Here is a 12840-nt window from a genome sequence, read left to right on the forward strand (position 1 = left end):
TCGTAGGTGGATTCCTAGGACGTCCGACCAATCGGTGAGTCGCTTATGCTTTGCGCGATGACCGGCCCCCGGATGACGGTTCTCGGCACGGGCTACCTCGGCGCGACCCACGCGGTCTGCATGGCATCGCTCGGATTCGACGTCGTCGGAGTCGACGTCGACGAGTCGAAGATCGCCCGGCTCAGCGGCGGCGAGGTCCCGTTCTACGAGCCGGGCCTGGAACCGTTGCTGCAGAAGACCTTGGAGAGCGGCCGGCTGCGCTTCACGACGTCGTATGAGGAGGCGGCGGACTTCGGCGACGTCCACTTCCTGTGCGTCGGCACCCCACAGAAGGAGCACGAGTACGCCGCCGACCTCGACTTCGTCTACGACGCCGTCACGAGCCTCGCGCCGCTGCTGCGGCGGCCGTGCGTGTTCGCCGGCAAGTCGACCGTGCCGGTGGGTACGGCGGAGCGGATCGCGGCGCGCATCGCCTCGACCGCGCCCGCCGCCGAGTCCGTCGAGCTGGTGTGGAACCCGGAGTTCCTGCGGGAGGGCTACGCCGTCGAAGACACCCTGCGCCCGGATCGGCTGGTCTTCGGCGTGTCCTCGGCTCGCGGCGAGGAGGCCATGCGGGAGGCGTTCGCGCCGGTCATCGCCAACGGCACCCCGGTGGTCGTCACCGACCTCGCCACCGCGCAGCTGGTCAAGGTGGCCGCCAACGCGTTCCTCGCGACGAAGATCTCCTTCATCAATGCGATGGCCGAGGTGTGCGAGGTGACCCACGCCGACGTGACCAAGCTCTCGGAAGCGCTCTCGCACGACAACCGCATCGGCGGGAGGTTCCTCAACGCCGGGCTGGGCTTCGGCGGCGGGTGCCTCCCGAAGGACATCCGCGCGTTCATGGCGCGAGCGGGTGAGCTCGGCGTCGACCAGGCGTTGACGTTTCTGACCGAGGTCGACGCGATCAACCTGCGGCGGCGGACCCGCATGGTCGACCTCGCTCGCGAGCTGCTCGACGAGACGGTGACCGGCCGTCGAATCGGCGTACTCGGCGCCGCCTTCAAGCCCAACAGCGACGACATCCGGGACTCGCCGGCCCTCGACGTGGCGAGCCGGCTCCAGTCGGCCGGCGCCGAGGTCACCGTGTACGACCCGGCCGCGATCCCGAACGCCCGCGTCCGCTATCCCGCCCTCAGCTACGCCGAGTCCACGCTCGACGCGGTGCGAGGCGCGGATCTGGTGCTGCTGCTCACCGAGTGGCTCGAGTTCCGCGAGGCCGATCCGCACGTGCTCGCGGAGGTCGTCGGCGCTCGCAACATCGTGGACGGGCGCAACGCGCTCGACCCGCAGCGGTGGCGCGCGGCCGGTTGGACCTACCGTGCGCTCGGCCGGCCGTGAGAACCGCAGCGCGGCGTTAGTCGTCGTTCGCCGCGGGTAGGACACCATGCATGTCCGAGGACCTCGACTACGTCGATGAACACGGAATGCGGCTGCTCGCGGAGAAAGTGCCGCTCAGTCTGCTGATCGACCTGGCGACTCCGGTGCACTCGCGCGAGGTGTACCGCAGCGAGCCCGCTGACACCAGCTGGCTGGTCGCCACCGGCGCGGCTTGAGCTCGACAGCCGGATGACGACCTTCTAGCGCCGTCAGCCGGCACTCGCGATGGCCCGTACCGCCAGGCGGTCGAGCTTTCCCGACGCGAGGTACGGGAGCTCGCCGACCTGGATCACCTGGCGCGGCAGCGACGCCTTGGGTAACGACGCGCTGCACCAGTCCCTGAGCTCGGCGAGCCCGACCTGACCGGCGACCACCGCGACGACCCGTTCACCCCAGCGGTCGTCCGGTACGCCGACGACCGCGGCCTCACGCACCGCCGGATGGCGGCGTACGACGGCCGCCACCTCGTCGGCCACCACGTTCTCGCCACCGGTGACGATGACGTCATCGGCACGACCGGCCACGCTCACCCGGCCGTCTGTGCTGACCGTCCCGAGGTCGTTGGTGACCAGCCAGCCGTCGACCAGCGCCCGGGCGGTCAGGTCCGCGCGCAGCCGGTAGCCCGACATCAGCATCGGGCCGCGGATGGCCAGCCGGCCGTTGTCGCGCACGCACACGTCGACCCCGTCGAGCGGCCGTCCGTCGTACACGCAGCCGCCGGCGGTCTCGCTCATCCCGTAGGTGGTGACGACGTTCGCGCCGGCCGCACGTGCCCGCGCCAGCAGGTCCTCGGGTGCCGCCGCGCCGCCGAGCAGGATCGCCCGGAACCGGCACAGGTCGACCCCGGCCTCGAGCAGGCCGACCAGCTGGGTCGGGACCAGCGAGGTGAGCGTCGCGTCGGCTCGCGCGAACCTGTCGACGTCGAACCGGTCGTGCACCAGCAGGGGGATGCCCAGCAGCCGCGAGCGGAGCATGACGGCCAGCCCGCCGATGTGGTGCCACGGCAGGCACGACAGCCACACGTCGTCCGGCTCCTGTCCGATCCGGGCGTGCGTGGCTCGCACCGCGGCCTCGATCGCTGCCCGGCTCAGCTGGGCCCCCTTGGGCTCTCCCGTCGAGCCCGACGTCGCGATGACCAGGGCGACGCCGTCGTCCAGCGGCTGGTCCGGGCGCATCGCCGCGATCACCCGCTTGCGGGCGGCGGCCGGTGCATGTGGGTCGAGCGGCAGCACGCCGTGATCCGCGCGCCACGCCTCGTCGAATGCCGCGAGGAACTCCTCGCCAGGCGGCATCGCAAGGCTGACGAGCTGTCGCAATCCGGCTCCTGGCATCGTGGTACGACGGTATGCGAGGCACGGTGGCCGAAGGAGGCGATGTGAGCGAGGAGCGGGTGAGCCCGCTGCGGACGTGGGTCGAGGCTTCGCGGCCGCGCACCCTGCCCGCATCGCTTGCGCCGGTGTTCGTCGGCACCGCTGCGGGCTGCGCCGGGCTGAGCCACCTCGCCATCGGCCGTTTCGCGCTGGTCGTGGTGGTGGCGCTCGCCGTACAGATCGCCGTCAACTACGCCAACGACTACTTCGACGGCGTGCGTGGCGTCGACACCGTCCAGCGGGCCGGACCGCGACGCGCGGTGGCGAGCGGCCTGGTGTCGCCGCGCGCGATGCAGGTCGCGATCGGGGTCGCGATGGCGATCGCCGGCGCCGCCGGAGTGGCGCTCGCTGCGATGGTCTCCTGGTGGCTGCTCGCCGTCGGCGTCGCGGCGTTCCTCGCCCTGCTCGGCTACAGCGGCGGTCCGCGGCCGTACGCATCGGCCGGTCTCGGTGAGGTGTTCGTCTTCGTGTTCTTCGGGTTGGTCGCGACCCTCGGCTCCTCCTACGTCCAGCACAGCCGGCTGCCGGCGACCGCCTGGATCGCGGCGGTCGCCACCGGGGTGCTGGCGGTCGCGATCCTCGTCGTGAACAACCTGCGCGACGTGCCGACCGACGCGATCGCGGGCAAGCGGACCCTGGCGGTACGCATCGGCGAGGCTCGCACCCGGCAGCTGTTCGTCGCGGCGATCGCCGTCGGGCTCGCGCTCGCGGTCGTCGGCGAGCCGGTCGCCGCGAAGTCCGGCTGGCCGCTGCTCGCGATCCTCGCGATCCCGCTGGCCAAGCAACCCGTCACCGCAGTCCGCAGCGGCGGGGTCGGCCGGGCGCTGATCCCCGCGCTCGGCGGGACCGGGAAGCTGGAGCTCGCGGTCGCCGTGCTGCTCGCGGCCGGCTTGCTGATTCGGTGACCGCAAGCCACGTCTACGACATCCCCATGCGGGTGCGCTTCCGTGGCCAGGAGCGCCGGCGCGGCCTGCTGATCGAAGGCCCGGCGGGCTGGGGCGAGTTCTCCCCGTTCCCGGAGTATCCGGCGCCGGTCGCGGCGCGCTGGCTGGCGGCCGCTCTGGAGGCCGCTCAAGACGGCTGGCCGCGCCCGCTTCGCGACGCCATCGCGGTCAACACGACGATTCCGGCGGTCGGCCCGGAGCAGGCACACGCGCTCGCCGCGGCGTCGGGCTGCCGCACCGCGAAGGTCAAGGTGGCCGAGCCGGGTCAGACGCTGGCCGACGACCTGGCACGGGTCGAAGCCGTGCGCGACGCCGTGGGTCCGTCGGGTGCGGTCCGGGTCGACGCCAATGCCGCCTGGGACGTCGACACCGCCGTCCGGGCCCTGACCGAGCTCGCCCGCTTCTCACTCGAGTACGCCGAACAGCCCGTGCCGACACTCGAGGACATGGCCCAGCTGCGGCGGCGGGTCGACGTGCGCCTCGCGGCCGACGAGTCGGTGCGCACCGCGGCCGACCCGCTGCGCGTCGCCGGCCTCGACGCGGCAGACGTCGTGGTGTTGAAGGTCCAGCCGCTCGGCGGGGTCCGCGCCTGCCTGGAGGTCGCCGAGGCGTGCGGCCTTCCGGTCGTGGTGTCCAGCGCGATCGAGACCTCGGTCGGCATCGCCGCCGGTGTCGCCCTCGCCGCCGCCCTTCCCGACCTGCCCTACGCCTGCGGGCTCGGCACCGTCTCCCTGCTCGACGGTGACGTCTGCGACGACCCGCTCGTCCCGGTCGACGGCCACCTGCGGGTACGACCGGTCGCGCCGTCACCGCGGCGGCTGAGCGCGGTCGCCGCCGACGGCGACACGACCCGTTGGTGGCGCGAACGGATGGCGGCGGCACAGGAGCTGCTCGATGCCCGCTGAGAACGCGGGCCGCGCGTTCGCGTTGGTCCTCGCCGACGAGCTCGCCCGCCGGGGCGTGCACCACGCCGTCATTGCGCCGGGATCCCGGTCGACGCCGGTCGCGCTCGCCCTGGCCGAACACTCGAAGATCACTGTTCACGTCCGCATCGACGAGCGGTCAGCCGCTTACCTCGCCCTCGGCATCGCGAAGGCGACCGGCAGCGTCGTACCGGTGCTGTGCACCTCCGGCACCGCGACCACCTACTTCCACGGCGCGGTGATGGAAGCGGACCTCGCGCGGGTGCCGCTGCTCGCGCTGACCGCCGACCGCCCGCCGGAGCTCCACGGCATCGGCGCGAACCAGACCGTCGAGCAGTCAGGTCTCTACGGGGGCGCGGTGCGCTGGGCCTACGACGTCCCCGCGCCCGACTCTCACCCGGACGCTGTCGACACGTGGCGCGAGACGGTCCGGACCGCCGTCGAACGCTGCCTCGGCTTGCAGGGTGACCCGGTGGGGCCGGTGCACCTCAACCTCGCGCTGCGGGAGCCGTTGGTCCCGGTCGATGACGGCACCGGCTTCGACCACGAGCTCGGGCTGGAGCGGGTGCGCGACCTTCACGTCGCGAGGCCGTCGGGTGAGGCCTCATCGGACGAGCTCGCTGCGGCGCTGGCCGGCGTACGCAACGCGGTCGTCGTCGTCGGCGACGTGGCGCAGGACCCGGTGCCGGTCGTGCGGTGGTGCGAGCAGGTCGGATGGCCGCTCATCGCGGAGCCGCACAGCAACGCGCGACGCGGCCCGGCCGCCTTGCGCGCCGCCGACGCCGTGCTGCGCGACCGGGACTTCTTGGCCGGTCACGCGCCGGACCTCGTGGTCGTCGTCGGCAGGGTCGGGCTGTCACGGCCGTTGCTCGACTGGCTGGGCCAGGTGCCGCACGTCGTCGTCTCCCCCGACGGCGGCAACTGGGACGTGACCCGCAGCGCCCGGGCCGTGATCCGCTGCGACACGGCGGCGCTCGACGCACTCGACGTTGCAACGCATCGCGCCGAGCCGGGGTGGAGCGCCGCGTGGCGAGAGCGGGCCGCGGTGGCTGCGAGCGCACTGGACGCCGTACTCGACGACGAACCCGGGCTGACCGAGCCGCGGGTCGCGCGCGACGTCGCCCGGTTGCTGCCGTCCGGCGCGTCGTTCGTCGTCGCGTCGTCCATGCCGATCCGCGACCTGGATCTCGTCATGGAGCCCCGCGAGGACATCACCGTGTATGCCAACCGCGGCGTCAGCGGCATCGACGGTTTCGTGTCGACCGCACAGGGCATCGCGTTGGCGCGCCCCGACCGCCCCACCGTCGCGCTGTGCGGTGACCTGTCGCTGCTGCACGACGCGACCGGGCTGATCGGCGAGGAGCAGCCGAACCTGACTTACGTCGTGATCAACAACGACGGGGGCGGCATCTTCTCCTTGCTGCCACAGGGCAGTGCGGTCGAACCGCAGGCCTTCGAGCGACTGTTCGGCACGCCCCACGGGGTCGATCTCGCGGCGCTGGCGGCGGCTTACGGCGTGCCGCATCGACAGGTGTCTTCACCCGCGGAGCTGAGCGAGGCGCTGTCGACGGTCGAGGGCGTACGCATCGTCGAGATCCGCACCGAACGCGGCGCGAACGCCGCGCTGCACGCCCGGCTGCGCGAGGTCACGACTGGTACTGCGTAGTCCAGGTCTTGCCGCCGTCGACGGTGTGCTCGATCCGCCAGTGCAGCGTCCGGCCGCCGTAGTCCGACGTCGAGCCGACCACCCAGCCGTTCTCGGTGGTCAGGAACGCTGCGCTCTGTGCACTGACGATGTGGCGGACCTTGACGCTGCGGCGCAGGTGAGTCGATCCGGTGACGATGCCGAGCTCAGCCGCTCCGAGGCCGCACGGGCCGCAGTAGTCGATGTACGCCGCCTCGGACGAGCTGATCGCGCTGAAGGTTGCCGGCTCCGGTCCAGGTGAGGGCGCGACGTGGGTGAGGCCCCCCGCCGGGAAGTACCCCTCGTCGAAGATCGCCGTCGAGCCGGTCGCCGACAGGTGGTAGCCGACGTGCTGCGACTGGTTCATCGCGGCTTCCTCGACATCGAGCTCCGCCCAGCCGGCGTCGGGGCCGGCGCACTGGACGAGGGCCAGCGTGATCCGGCGGGTCCCGCCCCGCGGGCCGGCTTCGTTGAGCTGCCAGGTGCGAGCGCCGTCGACGGTGCGGTAGACCTCGCCGTGCGCACCGGCCCAGCCGTGGTCGCGGTCGGCGAAACAGGCCGACTGGAGCTTGGCCGGCGAGGACAGGTAGGTCCAGCGCCGCCCGCCGTCCGTCGTACCCAGCAGCACGCCGCGTGCGACGGCGATGCCCCGCCGCGGCGAGTAGAAGTCGACGGAGGTGATGACGTGGCACTCGAACGGCTGCCAGTGCCAGGTCCGGCCGCCGTCGACGGTCCGCGCGATCCCCTGCGCGCCGAGGACCCACGCGTCGTGGTCGTCGTAGGCGTCGACCTGCACGAAGCCGGCGTGAGGCCGCCGGTACGCGACCGACCAGCGACGTCCGGCCGTCGTGGTGCGCAGGACCCGACTGCCGCCGACCGCCCACCCGGTCGTCGGGCTCGAGAACTGGATGCCGAGCAGCGCCGCGGCGCCGTACTCCTCTGGTTGGGAGTTGTGCGAGTGGCAGGTGTTGGGCGGGATGTCGACCGTCCCTCGGCCGAGCGCGGGCGTGGCGGGGAGCGCCGCGGCGAGGGTCGCGGCCACCAGGAGCGCCCGAACTCGCATCACGTCACTATGACGCGAGCGGCGCCGGTCCGGTTGGGCGCGGTGAACGGCGGGCAGGACCGCGCCGTAAGGTCAGGTCGGACGAAGCGGTCGAGGCGAGAGGCAACGAGATGGCGCACGAGCACGACGACAACCCGCGGCAGAACGTCACCTTCCCGAGCAACGGCGACCACGCCCACGGCTACCTCGCGACGCCGGCGTCGGGCAGCGGCCCGGGCGTCATCGTGATCCAGGAGTGGTGGGGGCTCACCGACTACATCGCGCGGCAAGCCGACGCGCTCGCGGCCGCGGGCTTCGTGGCCCTCGCGCCGGACCTGTACGGCGGCAAGACCACCCACGACTCCGACGAGGCCGGCTCGCTGATGATGGCGCTGCCGGTCGAGAAGGCGGCGCAGGATCTGGCGGGCGCGGTCGACTACCTGCTCGCCAACCCGGCGGTCACCGGCGCCAAGGTCGGCGCGATCGGCTTCTGCATGGGCGGCGGGTTCGTCTTGATGCTGGCCGCCCAGCAGGGCGAGCACATCGCCGCCGCCGTACCGTTCTACGGCGTCGGGCCGGCCACCCCGGACGTCTACTCCGGGATCCGTGCCGCGATCCAGGGCCACTACGCCGAGAACGACGACTTCTTCCCGGTCGACGAGGCGCGCAAGCAGGCCGAGCAGATCAAGACCGAGTCAGGCGCAGAGGTCGAGTACTTCTACTACCCGGCCGGGCACGCGTTCCACAACGACGACAACCTGCTCGGCACTTACGACGGCGAGCAGGCCGACCTCGCCTGGACCCGCGCCGTCGACTTCCTCAAGGCCAAACTCGCCTGACCTCCGTTCGAAGTAGCACACAAGCTCCTGCCGAGTCGCCCATTGTGCGTCGTATGTCCGTTTCGCTGCGGCCTTTGTGTGCTACTTCGAATCGAGGAGGGCGGGGTCAGGCGCCCTCTAGCGCGGCGGCGAGCCGCTCGAGGGTGCCGCTCATCGTCTGCCGGTTGCGCTCGGTACGGTCGTCGACCCCCGACATCTGCTTGCTCATCTCCAGCGCGGACTCCGGTCGCAGGTCCTCGGTCCACTCGGTGACCCGGCACCCCGACTCGGTCGCCTCGATGCGATAGCCCCACGTCGAGAAGTGGAAGTCATACATCGAGCACTCGAAGGCGAAGGCCCTGCCTGGATCGGCCTCGATGACCTTGCCCTGCGAGGTCCAGTCCTTGTCACCGTTGCGGTTGTGACCGTCGAAGGTCGCACCGACGGTGGGGCCGTCGAACCCCTCGTGCCAGTGGCAGCTGTGGCACTCGGCCGACCACTCGCCCATCCGCGTCACATCAGAGATTGCGGCGTAGACCGCCTCGGGTGAGGCTGCAATGTCCCGCGAAATCTCGAGTCGCTCGCCCATGGGGGTATTCAAGCGCCTCGCTGTCAGAAGCGTCAGAGCAGGGCGGAGAGTACGGCGTCGAACTTGGCGGTGGTCTCCGCAACCTCGGCCGAGGGGTCCGAGTCGGCGACGACGCCGGCGCCCGCCCACAGCTGGGCGGTGTCACCGCAGAGCTGAGCGCACCGCAGCGCGATCGCGAACTCGCCGTCGCCCTTCGCGTCCAGCCAGCCGACCGGGCCGGCGTAGCGCCCTCGCGGCCCGGCCTCCAACTCGGTGATCATCGCGAGTGCGGCCGGCTGCGGCACGCCGCCGACCGCCGCGGTGGGGTGCAGACGCGCGGCCAGCTCCAGGGCGGTGGGCGGCGAGGCGCCCAGCCACGCCTCGACGTGTGTCGCGAGGTGGGTCACGTTGGCCAGTCGCAGCAGCTGCGGCGTGGGGTCGCTCACGACGTCGACCGCCAGCTCGCTGAACGTCTCTCGGACCGAATCCGCCGCGAGGCGGTGCTCGATCGCGTTCTTCGCCGACGAGACCAGCTCGTGCTCCAGCGCGGCGTCTTCGTCGGCGTCGCTGCCCCGGCGCACCGTGCCGGCCAGCACGATCGACTCCGCGTGGCGCCCGACCCGGCGTACCAGCAGCTCGGGGGACGCGCCGACCAACCCGTCGCAGACGAACGTGAAGCACGACGGGAACCGTCGGGCGAGCCGCGCCGCCACCGCACGAGGGTCGATCGCGGCGGGCGCGGTCACCTCGATGGCGCGGGCCAGCACGACCTTGTCGATCGAACCCGCGCGAATCGCTGCGACCGCCTGCGCGACCGCGGCCGCCCAGGCGTCCTCGTCGGGCACGGTCGCGGTCACCGTCGCCGGCGGGGCGGTCGCCGCCGCGACCGGCCGGCGGCGCAACGGCGGCACCGCAACGGCGCCGGGAGGGTTGACCAGGGTCACCCACGACCGCCCGTCGCGGCGACCGAGGACGACCTGCGGTACGACGACCACGGACGCGTCGAGCGCCGGGTCGAACCCCAACGACACGATCGCGACCGGCCCGCAGCCCGGCAGCCCGACGTCGTCGCGCGACGTGATCGCGGTGAGCGCCGCCGACACCTCTGCCGGATCACGGGTGCTCAGCCGTGCCGCCTCGCCCCACCCCACGATGCCGTCGCCGCCGCGCAGGAAGCCGAACGCGGCGCCGGCCGGCAACCACGTCAACAGCTCGCCGGGGTCGTCGACCTCGACCGTCCACGCCACCAGCTCCGCCGCTTCGACCGCGGCGACTGCGGCGTTCACCCGTCGCCGCCGAGCGCGTCTCGCAGGGCGTCGTTCTTCGCGCGGGCGGCGTCGGCGAGCGAGGCCTGGAAGCCGACCATCGCGTCGCGCAGCTGCGGGTCGGACATGCCGAGCATCCGTACGGCGAGCAGGCCGGCGTTGCGGGCACCCGCCACCGACACGGTGGCCACCGGCACACCGGCAGGCATCTGCACGATCGACAGCAACGAGTCGATCCCGTCGAGGTGGGCCAGCGGCACGGGTACGCCGATGACCGGCAGCGGCGTCACCGACGCCAGCATCCCGGGCAGGTGAGCCGCGCCACCGGCGCCGGCGATGATGACGCGCAGGCCGCGGTCGGCGGCGCTCGCGCCGTACTCCAGCATGTCCGCTGGCGTCCGGTGCGCCGACACGACGCGGATCTCGCACTCGACGCCGAACTCGGCGAGCGCGTCCGCCGCAGGCTGCATCGTCGGCCAGTCCGAGTCGCTGCCCATCACGATCCCGACCACAGCAGTGCTCATGCGTCGCCCCTCAGGATCTCGACCGCGGTGCGGGCCCGCTCACGGGTCTCCTCGACGTCACTGCCCAGCGCGGTGACGTGGCCGAGCTTGCGACCGGGCCGAGCCGCCTTGCCGTACAGATGCACCGAGCAGTTCGGTACGGCGGCAAGCGCCGCCGGCAGCGACTTCGCGAGGTTGGTGTTGGCGCCGCCGAGCAGGTTGGCCATCGCCGTCACCGGCGTCCGGTTGCGGGTGTCGCCGAGCGGCCAGTCCAGCACCGCTCGCAGGTGCTGTTCGAACTGGCTGGTCGCGGCGCCCTCGATCGACCAGTGGCCGGAGTTGTGCGGCCGCATCGCAAGCTCGTTCACCAGCAGGCCACCCGGCACCTCGAAGAGCTCGACGGCAAGCACGCCGACGACACCCAACGCGTCGGCGATGCGTACGGCGAGCGCCTGCGCCTCGGCCGCCAGCGCGTGACTGAGCCGCGGTGCCGGCGCGATCACCTCCACGCAGATGCCGTCGGCCTGCACCGTCTCGACCACCGGCCAGCATCGGGTCTTGCCCGACGGGGTGCGCGCGACCTGCACCGCGAGCTCGTGGACGATCGTCACGCGCTCCTCGAAGATCAGATCCCCCTGCGGCAGCGGGTCGCCGTCGGCGACGAACCACACGCCGCGGCCGTCGTACCCGCCGCGGACCGCCTTGGCGACACAGGGCCGGGCGAGCTCGTCAGGATCGTTCGACCAGCGAGGCATCGGGATGTCGAGCTCACCGAGGCGCTGTCGCATCGCGCGCTTGTCCTGGGCGTAGCGCAGCGCCGAGGCACCCGGCCGCATGACCGCCCCGAGCGCGCTCAGCGACGACACGATGTCGTTCGGCACGTGCTCGTGGTCGAAGGTCACGACGTCGCAGCCTTTGGCGAAGCGCTCGATCGCCTCGCGATCGGTGGCCGCGCCGATCTCGACCTCGGGGGTGACGAGCGCGGCGCCGTCCTCGGGACTGTCGGCGAGCACCCGCAAGGTGAGACCGAGCGCGATCGCGGCCTGATGGGTCATCCGGGCGAGCTGACCGGCTCCGACCATGCCCACCACCGGAAGGCCGGTCGTGCTCGTGACCATCCCTACAGCCCGAGGTCTCGGGCGATGAGCATCCGCTGGATCTCCGACGTGCCCTCGCCGATCTCCAGGATCTTCGCGTCACGCCAGTGCCGGGCGACGGCGAACTCGTTCATGAACCCGTAGCCCCCGAAGACCTGCGTGGCGTCACGCGCGTTGTCGACGGCGATGGTCGACGAGTACAGCTTGGCGATCGCGGCTTCCCGCTTGAAGCTCTCGCCGGCCAGCATCCGCGACGCGGCGTCGAGGTAGGCACAGCGCGCGACGTGGGTACGCATCTCCATGTCGGCGATCCGGAACGCGACCGCCTGATAGGTCCCGATCGGCGCTCCGAAGGCCTCGCGCTCGCGGGCGTAGCGCACGGACTCGTCGACACAGGCCTGGGCGAGCCCGACGGCGAGCGCCGAGATCGCGATCCGGCCCTCGTCGAGGGTCGAGAGGAACTGCGCGTAGCCGCGGCCACGCTCGCCGAGCACGTTGTCCGCGGGCACCCGGCAGTCCTCGAAGGACAGCTCGCGGGTGTCACTGGCGTGCCAACCCACCTTGTCGTACTTCTTCGACGGGCTGAACCCGGCGTGTGGGACCGGCACCATGATCGAGGTCAGCTCGGGCTTGCCGGCGGCACGCTCCCCGGTCCGGCACAGCACCGTCACGAGGTTCGTGATGTCGGTGCCGGAGTTGGTGATGAACGCCTTGGTCCCGTTGACGACCCATTCGTCGGCGTCGAGCACCGCGCGGGTCCGGGGGTTGCCGGCGTCGGAGCCGCCGCCCGGCTCGGTCAGGCCGAACGCCGCGAGCTTCTCGCCGCTGCACAGCGACGGCAGCCACTCCTTGCGCTGCTCCTCGGTCCCGAACCGGAACACCGGCATCGAGCCGAGCCCGACCGCCGCCTCGAGGGTGATCGCCACGCTGGAGTCAGCGCGGGCGAGCTCCTCGATGGCGAGACAGAGGGCGAGAAAGTCGCCACCCATCCCGCCGTACTCCTCGGGGAACGGCAGCCCGAACAGCCCCATCTGGCCCATTTGGCGGATGACGTCGTAGGGGAACTCACCGGTCCGGTCGGCCTGCTCGGCTTGCGGCGCGACGACGTCGCGGGCGAACGCCGCCACACTCGCGCGCAACGCTTCGTGCTCATCGCTCAGCCGGTGGTCCACAGTTGATTTTCGCATGCATCCGAACCCGGCCTTAA

Annotated in this window: 13 protein-coding genes; 6 read left to right on the top strand and 7 right to left on the bottom strand. The window is 72.0% G+C overall.

The genetic code is table 11. The features are described 5' to 3' along the window. Positions 1-57: 57 nt before the first annotated feature. Complete coding sequence (locus VG899_10690) at positions 58-1380, top strand: UDP-glucose/GDP-mannose dehydrogenase family protein (GenBank protein ID HWA66821.1); 1323 nt, start codon at positions 58-60, stop codon at positions 1378-1380. 50 nt (positions 1381-1430) lie between these two features. Then, positions 1431-1595 carry a hypothetical protein gene (locus tag VG899_10695; protein ID HWA66822.1) on the top strand — a complete coding sequence of 55 codons (165 nt, stop codon included), beginning with the start codon at positions 1431-1433 and terminating at the stop codon, positions 1593-1595. 33 nt (positions 1596-1628) lie between these two features. Here VG899_10695 and VG899_10700 read toward each other — a convergent pair whose 3' ends face one another. Then, positions 1629-2750, bottom strand: a complete 1122-nt coding sequence (locus VG899_10700) for an AMP-binding protein (protein ID HWA66823.1) — start codon at positions 2748-2750, stop codon at positions 1629-1631. Between the two features lie 44 nt (positions 2751-2794). On the opposite strand from VG899_10700, the gene VG899_10705 reads away from it, so the two are divergent. From VG899_10705 to menD, 3 genes are read left to right on the top strand one after another with little or no spacing between them, the layout of a single operon-like run. Further along, the gene (locus tag VG899_10705) at positions 2795-3694 is read left to right on the top strand and encodes a 1,4-dihydroxy-2-naphthoate polyprenyltransferase (GenBank protein ID HWA66824.1); all 900 of its coding nucleotides are present in this window, start codon (positions 2795-2797) and stop codon (positions 3692-3694) included. Next, positions 3691-4638: an o-succinylbenzoate synthase gene (locus VG899_10710; GenBank protein ID HWA66825.1), complete on the top strand. Its 948-nt coding sequence runs from the start codon at positions 3691-3693 to the stop codon at positions 4636-4638. The genes VG899_10705 and VG899_10710 overlap by 4 nt, the downstream gene beginning before the upstream one ends. After that, the gene (gene menD / locus VG899_10715; protein HWA66826.1) at positions 4628-6322 is read left to right on the top strand and encodes a 2-succinyl-5-enolpyruvyl-6-hydroxy-3-cyclohexene-1-carboxylic-acid synthase; all 1695 of its coding nucleotides are present in this window, start codon (positions 4628-4630) and stop codon (positions 6320-6322) included. The genes VG899_10710 and menD overlap by 11 nt, the downstream gene beginning before the upstream one ends. On the opposite strand, the gene VG899_10720 is transcribed toward menD, so the two are convergent. Continuing rightward, positions 6303-7403, bottom strand: coding sequence for a YCF48-related protein (locus tag VG899_10720; GenBank protein ID HWA66827.1), 1101 nt, complete (start codon positions 7401-7403; stop codon positions 6303-6305). The two genes, menD and VG899_10720, sit on opposite strands and share 20 nt — an antisense overlap. Positions 7404-7513: 110 nt before the next feature. Here VG899_10720 and VG899_10725 point away from each other — a divergent pair, with 110 nt between their 5' ends. Continuing rightward, positions 7514-8221: a dienelactone hydrolase family protein gene (locus tag VG899_10725; GenBank protein HWA66828.1), complete on the top strand. Its 708-nt coding sequence runs from the start codon at positions 7514-7516 to the stop codon at positions 8219-8221. A gap of 106 nt (positions 8222-8327) precedes the next feature. Here the strand turns inward: VG899_10725 and VG899_10730 are convergent, their stop codons facing one another. The 5 genes from VG899_10730 to VG899_10750 are packed head-to-tail and all read right to left on the bottom strand — an operon-like array spanning position 8328 to position 12805. Next, positions 8328-8789: an SRPBCC family protein gene (locus VG899_10730; protein HWA66829.1), complete on the bottom strand. Its 462-nt coding sequence runs from the start codon at positions 8787-8789 to the stop codon at positions 8328-8330. 32 nt (positions 8790-8821) lie between these two features. Then, complete coding sequence (locus VG899_10735) at positions 8822-10054, bottom strand: isochorismate synthase (protein HWA66830.1); 1233 nt, start codon at positions 10052-10054, stop codon at positions 8822-8824. Further along, positions 10051-10557, bottom strand: a complete 507-nt coding sequence (purE, locus tag VG899_10740; protein ID HWA66831.1) for a 5-(carboxyamino)imidazole ribonucleotide mutase — start codon at positions 10555-10557, stop codon at positions 10051-10053. Before purE ends, VG899_10735 begins: the two co-directional genes overlap by 4 nt. After that, entirely contained in the window at positions 10554-11654 is a 1101-nt protein-coding gene (locus VG899_10745; GenBank protein HWA66832.1) for a 5-(carboxyamino)imidazole ribonucleotide synthase, read from the bottom strand. Before VG899_10745 ends, purE begins: the two co-directional genes overlap by 4 nt. Before the next feature lie 2 nt (positions 11655-11656). Further along, on the bottom strand, positions 11657-12805 hold the full coding sequence (locus VG899_10750; GenBank protein ID HWA66833.1) for an acyl-CoA dehydrogenase family protein: 1149 nt from the start codon (positions 12803-12805) through the stop codon (positions 11657-11659). Between the last annotated feature and the right edge of the window lie 35 nt (positions 12806-12840).

Source organism: Mycobacteriales bacterium, assembly GCA_035550055.1.
In the GTDB taxonomy this organism is placed as follows: Bacteria; Actinomycetota; Actinomycetes; order JAFAQI01; family JAFAQI01; genus DASZTV01.

What these genes read in the sequence shown, in the direction of transcription:
- VG899_10690 (HWA66821.1), top strand. Translation starts at nt 58, where the DNA reads ATGACCGGCCCCCGGATGACGGTTCTCGGCACGGGCTACCTCGGCGCG.
- VG899_10695 (HWA66822.1), top strand. Translation starts at nt 1,431, where the DNA reads ATGTCCGAGGACCTCGACTACGTCGATGAACACGGAATGCGGCTGCTC.
- VG899_10700 (HWA66823.1), bottom strand. Translation starts at nt 2,750, where the DNA reads ATGCCAGGAGCCGGATTGCGACAGCTCGTCAGCCTTGCGATGCCGCCT.
- menD (HWA66826.1), top strand. Translation starts at nt 4,628, where the DNA reads ATGCCCGCTGAGAACGCGGGCCGCGCGTTCGCGTTGGTCCTCGCCGAC.
- VG899_10720 (HWA66827.1), bottom strand. Translation starts at nt 7,403, where the DNA reads ATGCGAGTTCGGGCGCTCCTGGTGGCCGCGACCCTCGCCGCGGCGCTC.
- VG899_10725 (HWA66828.1), top strand. Translation starts at nt 7,514, where the DNA reads ATGGCGCACGAGCACGACGACAACCCGCGGCAGAACGTCACCTTCCCG.
- VG899_10730 (HWA66829.1), bottom strand. Translation starts at nt 8,789, where the DNA reads ATGGGCGAGCGACTCGAGATTTCGCGGGACATTGCAGCCTCACCCGAG.
- purE (HWA66831.1), bottom strand. Translation starts at nt 10,557, where the DNA reads ATGAGCACTGCTGTGGTCGGGATCGTGATGGGCAGCGACTCGGACTGG.
- VG899_10745 (HWA66832.1), bottom strand. Translation starts at nt 11,654, where the DNA reads ATGGTCACGAGCACGACCGGCCTTCCGGTGGTGGGCATGGTCGGAGCC.